The organism is Terriglobales bacterium (genome assembly GCA_035543055.1).
Taxonomy (GTDB): Bacteria; Acidobacteriota; Terriglobia; order Terriglobales; family Acidobacteriaceae; genus JAIQFD01.
Genome location: DATKKJ010000221.1, coordinates 1 through 4142, shown reverse-complemented (window position 1 = coordinate 4142; position 4142 = coordinate 1). Strand labels below are relative to the sequence as shown.

5 protein-coding genes are annotated in these 4142 nt (G+C 64.6%); 1 reads left to right on the top strand and 4 read right to left on the bottom strand.

Annotated elements, in window-relative coordinates; all coding sequences use genetic code 11:
- On the top strand, nt 1–917 hold a 917-nt coding region (locus VMS96_14390), incomplete at its 5' end, for a divalent metal cation transporter (protein HVP44616.1).
- A gap of 3 nt (nt 918–920) precedes the next feature.
- Here the strand turns inward: VMS96_14390 and VMS96_14385 are convergent.
- From VMS96_14385 to VMS96_14370, 4 genes are all read right to left on the bottom strand, one after another.
- Nucleotides 921–1313 carry a (deoxy)nucleoside triphosphate pyrophosphohydrolase gene (locus VMS96_14385; protein HVP44615.1) on the bottom strand — a complete coding sequence of 131 codons (393 nt, stop codon included), beginning with the start codon at nt 1311–1313 and terminating at the stop codon, nt 921–923.
- Nucleotides 1310–1801: a GAF domain-containing protein gene (locus tag VMS96_14380; GenBank protein ID HVP44614.1), complete on the bottom strand. Its 492-nt coding sequence runs from the start codon at nt 1799–1801 to the stop codon at nt 1310–1312. The genes VMS96_14385 and VMS96_14380 overlap by 4 nt, the downstream gene beginning before the upstream one ends.
- A gap of 35 nt (nt 1802–1836) precedes the next feature.
- Nucleotides 1837–3915: a molybdopterin cofactor-binding domain-containing protein gene (locus VMS96_14375; GenBank protein ID HVP44613.1), complete on the bottom strand. Its 2079-nt coding sequence runs from the start codon at nt 3913–3915 to the stop codon at nt 1837–1839.
- The coding region (locus VMS96_14370; GenBank protein HVP44612.1) for a 2Fe-2S iron-sulfur cluster-binding protein at nt 3912–4142 on the bottom strand (231 nt) is incomplete at its 5' end. The genes VMS96_14370 and VMS96_14375, both read right to left, overlap by 4 nt.

The following is a 4142-nucleotide window of genomic DNA, read 5'->3' as shown; positions in this document are numbered from 1 at the left end:
TCGCCACCAGCATGGAGTTGTTTCACGTCCCGCGATATGTCAGCGTGCCGATCGCAGCGGCGCTGGTCTGGCTGCTGGTGGTCAAAGGTAACTACAAAAGCGTCGAGAAGATCTTCCTCTTCGCCTCGTTCTTCTACATCGCTTACATCATCGCGGGCGTGATCTCGGGTCCGAGCTGGACGGAAGCGCTGGTAGGGACAGTCCGGCCGCCCGCTCCGAAGGTCTTCAACAGCTCCGAGTACATCTACCTTGTGGTCGGCATCGTGGGAGCGACCATCGCTCCCTGGATGCAGTTCTACCTGCAGGCGTCGATCGTGGAAAAGGGCGTGAGTCTGCGCGAGTACCCGGCTTCGCGGTTGGACGTATTGGTGGGCTCGATCTTCGCTCCGATCGTCGCGTGGTTCATCATCGTGGTCTGTGCCGCGACCCTGTACGTCCATGGGCTCCACAATATCCAGAGCGCGGCCGATGCCGCCCAGGCGTTGCGCCCCCTGGCAGGCGACTACGCCTACATCCTGTTCGCCGGCGGGCTGTTCAATGCCTCCCTGTTCGCGGCCTCGATCCTGCCGCTCTCGACGGCGTACACAGTGTGCGAAGGGCTGGGCTTTGAATCGGGCGTGGATAAGAAGTTCGGAGAGGCGCCGTTCTTCTACTGGCTGTACACCATCCTGCTGATCGCCGGAGCGGCGGTCATCCTCAGCCCCAAGGTCCCGCTGGTCAAGCTCAGCGTCCTGTCGCAGGTGGTGAACGGCATGGTGCTGCCGTTCGTGCTGATCTTCATGATATTGCTGATCAACAAGCCCGAGCTGATGGGCAAGCACACCAACTCCCGGGCGTTCAATGTGATCGCTTGGACCACTGCGGTTGTGATGATCGGGCTGACGATCGCGTGGTTCTACACCCTGCGGGGGCAATGACTCTCAAACGATCTTGCCGGTGGCCAGGTCGCGAACCAGTTCCAGGTCGGCTTCGAGAAAGTCGTAGGTGGGAAGCTCGGGGCGCTCGACCCAGCGCACGTCCCGGAAGATGCGGTTGTCGATCTCGCCCTCGTACCTCTCGATCAGGTAGAAGCGCAAATTCACCGCCGCCCCGTTGCGGTAGGTATGCTTGATGCGGGCGACCTCGGGCCCGACCACGGGCACCACTCCGAGTTCTTCCTCGAGCTCGCGGACCAGGGCTTCGTGGGGCTGCTCGCCCGGCTCGATCTTGCCTCCGGGGAATTCCCACTTCAGGGGCATGGACTGATGCCGGGTGCGCTGGCAGATGAGGATCTTGTTGTCCTGCAGGAACAGCGCGGCGACGACCTGTCTCATGCGGTCGTCTTTTCCAGGTAGCGACCCACCAGTTCCGCGCAGTGCTCCACCAGGCGGCGGTCATCGGCGCTGAAGGCGGCGGGCGTGTGGCTGTCGATGTCGAGCTCGCCGACGACCTTCCCCTTGACGTACACCGGGGCCACGATCTCGGACTTGGTTTGGATCGAGCAAGCGAGGTAGCGTGGATCCTTGCTGACGTCATCCACCACTACCGTCTCGCCGCTGCTGGCGGCCGCGCCGCAGATGCCCTGGTCGAGCGGGATCCGCTTGTGGGCCGTGGCGGCGCCGATGTAGGGCCCGAGCACCAGCATGTCGGGCTGTCCACCTCGGCCCTTTTCGATCATGTAGAAGCCGACCCAGTCGTAGCGCGGGAGCCGCTCCCGCAGCCGCGCCACCACGATGCTCATCAGCTGCTCGACCGAGCTGACGCCCTCGGCCACCTGGTCGAGTTCCTGGGCCAGTTGCCGGGTGTCGGTAGCGGAGAGCATCGTCACATTGTAATGCAGTACCGGTTTCTATCCGTTCATGCGGTGAGCGGCAACTTCCTGGACCGCCTTCCGGTCGCTGCCGCCATCGCATTCAGCACCGCCGGGGCCAGGGGCGGAAGCCCGGGCTCGCCAATCCCGCCTGGTTTCTCGCTGCTCTTCACCAGGTGCACCTCGACCGCCGGCACCTCATTCATGCGGGGGATCTCGAAATCGTGATAGTTGCTCTGCTGCACGCGGCCGTTCTGCACAGTGATGGCCGAACGCATCCCGGAGAGTCCGTACACTACCGCGCTCATGACCTGCGCCTCGATGATGGCGGGATTGACGTACAGGCCGCAGTCCACCGCTGAAACCACCCGGTGGACCCGGGGCAGGTTGCCGTCCATCGAAACCTCGGCCACGTGCGCGACGTAGCTGCCGAAAGAGAATGCCGCCGCGATGCCTTGCCAGCGCCCAGCCCGGGGCTTGCCCCATCCAGCTTTCTCGGCGGCCAGCTTCAAGACTCCGGCGGTGCGCACATTGGCCGAGGCCAGGCGGAACTCCAGGGGATCGCGCTTGGCTGCCGCCGCCAGCTCGTCCATGAAGCATTCGGTGGCCAGCACATTCTGCGACGAATAGACCGAGCGCCACCAGCCGGCGGGCACTCCGGTGTTCGCCATCACATATTCCACCAGGACGTTGGGGATGGCGTAGGGAGTCTTTACCGCGCACTCCAGGGCGTCTTCGTCGAGCGCTCCTTCCTTGACCCAGCCGCGCTGGCCGCCGATGGAAGGCGCCACCACGCGGTGCTTCCAGGCCACCAGCTTGCCGTTAGCATCCACACCTCCGGCCAGAAGATGCAGGCTCGCGGGACGATACCAATCGTGCTGCATGTCATCTTCGCGGGACCAGACCACCTTCACCGGAGCGCCGATCTCTTTCGACACCGCGAGCGCATCGAGGGCGTAGTCCGCCTCGGCGCGGCGCCCGAATCCGCCTCCCAGGTAGGTGATGTGCACCTTGATCTGCTCCGGCTTGACGCCGAGCAGGCCCGATCCAGTCTCGCGCAGCATCTCCGGAAACTGGGTCGGCGCCCAGACCTCGATGTTGCCTGGCTTGACGCTGGCCGTGCAGTTCATCGGTTCCATGGTGGCATGCGCCAGGAACGGGACCTCGTAACTCGCCTCCAGCTTGTGAGTGGCTTGAGCCAAGGCGGAGGTGGCGTCGCCCTCTTTCTGACCCAGCTGTGCAGGCCCCTTGGCAAGCTCCACGAAGCGGTCGCGGATGCCGGCGCTGCTTAAGGCAGCGTGGGGACCTTCATCCCAGGTGACCTGCAAAGCCTCGCGGCCCTTTTGTGCCGACCAGAACGAATCGCCAACCACCGCGACGCCGCTCGGCACCTGGACCACATGCTTGACACCGGAAACGGCCTTCGCCCTGGTGGCATCGAATTTCGCCAGCTTGCCGCCAAAGACGGGGCAGCGGGCGATGGTGGCCACCAGCAGGCCGGGCATGCGTACGTCGATGCCGAACACGGCCTTGCCGTTCACCTTGTCGGCGACATCGGTCCGGGGCAGTGGCCGCCCCATGACCTTGAACTCCTTGGGGTCTTTGAGTTTCACGTCCTTGGGAACGGGCAGCTTGGCGGCTGCCTCGGCCAGCGCCCCGTAGCCGGCGCGTTTGCCCGCGGGCCCGACTACAAAACCGGGCTCGGTGTGGCACGCGGATGGCTGAACGCCCCATTCCTTGGCTGCTGCCGCCACCAACATGGCACGTGCGGTAGCCCCGGCGGTGCGCAGCTTCTCCATCGTGGTACGGACGCTGGTGCTGCCACCGGTCAACTGCTGACCATATTTCGGATCGGCCATCGCCTGCTCGACGACCACCTTCGAGAAGTCGACATCCAGTTCCTCGGCAACCATCATGGGCAGCGAAGTGCGCACGCCCTGGCCCATCTCCGATTTGTGGCAGGTGATCGTCACCTTTCCCGAAGGATCGATCCGCAACCAGGCATTCGGAGCGAAAGACTTGGCGGCGGATTGGGCCTGCAGGCTGGAGGGCAGATGAAACGCAAGCACCAGGCCGGCGCCGGCGGCGCCGCTGACCTTGATGAATTCGCGACGAGAGGTTTTCATCGGGCACCTCCCGCGGCGGCGCGGTGGATCGCCGCCCGGATCCGCTGATAGGTCCCGCAGCGACACAGGATGGGCGACATGGCGTCGTCGATTTGGGCGTCGGTCGGCCTTGGCGACTTGGCCAGGAGCGCCGCTGCGGTCATGATCTGCCCTGACTGGCAGTACCCGCACTGCGGCACTTGCTCGGCGATCCAGGCCTGCTGGACCTTGCCCTCAGCCAGCCCTTC

Coding starts and splice junctions, on each gene's coding strand:
- VMS96_14380 (HVP44614.1), bottom strand. CDS start 1,801: ATGCTCTCCGCTACCGACACCCGGCAACTGGCCCAGGAACTCGACCAG.
- VMS96_14375 (HVP44613.1), bottom strand. CDS start 3,915: ATGAAAACCTCTCGTCGCGAATTCATCAAGGTCAGCGGCGCCGCCGGC.
- VMS96_14385 (HVP44615.1), bottom strand. CDS start 1,313: ATGAGACAGGTCGTCGCCGCGCTGTTCCTGCAGGACAACAAGATCCTC.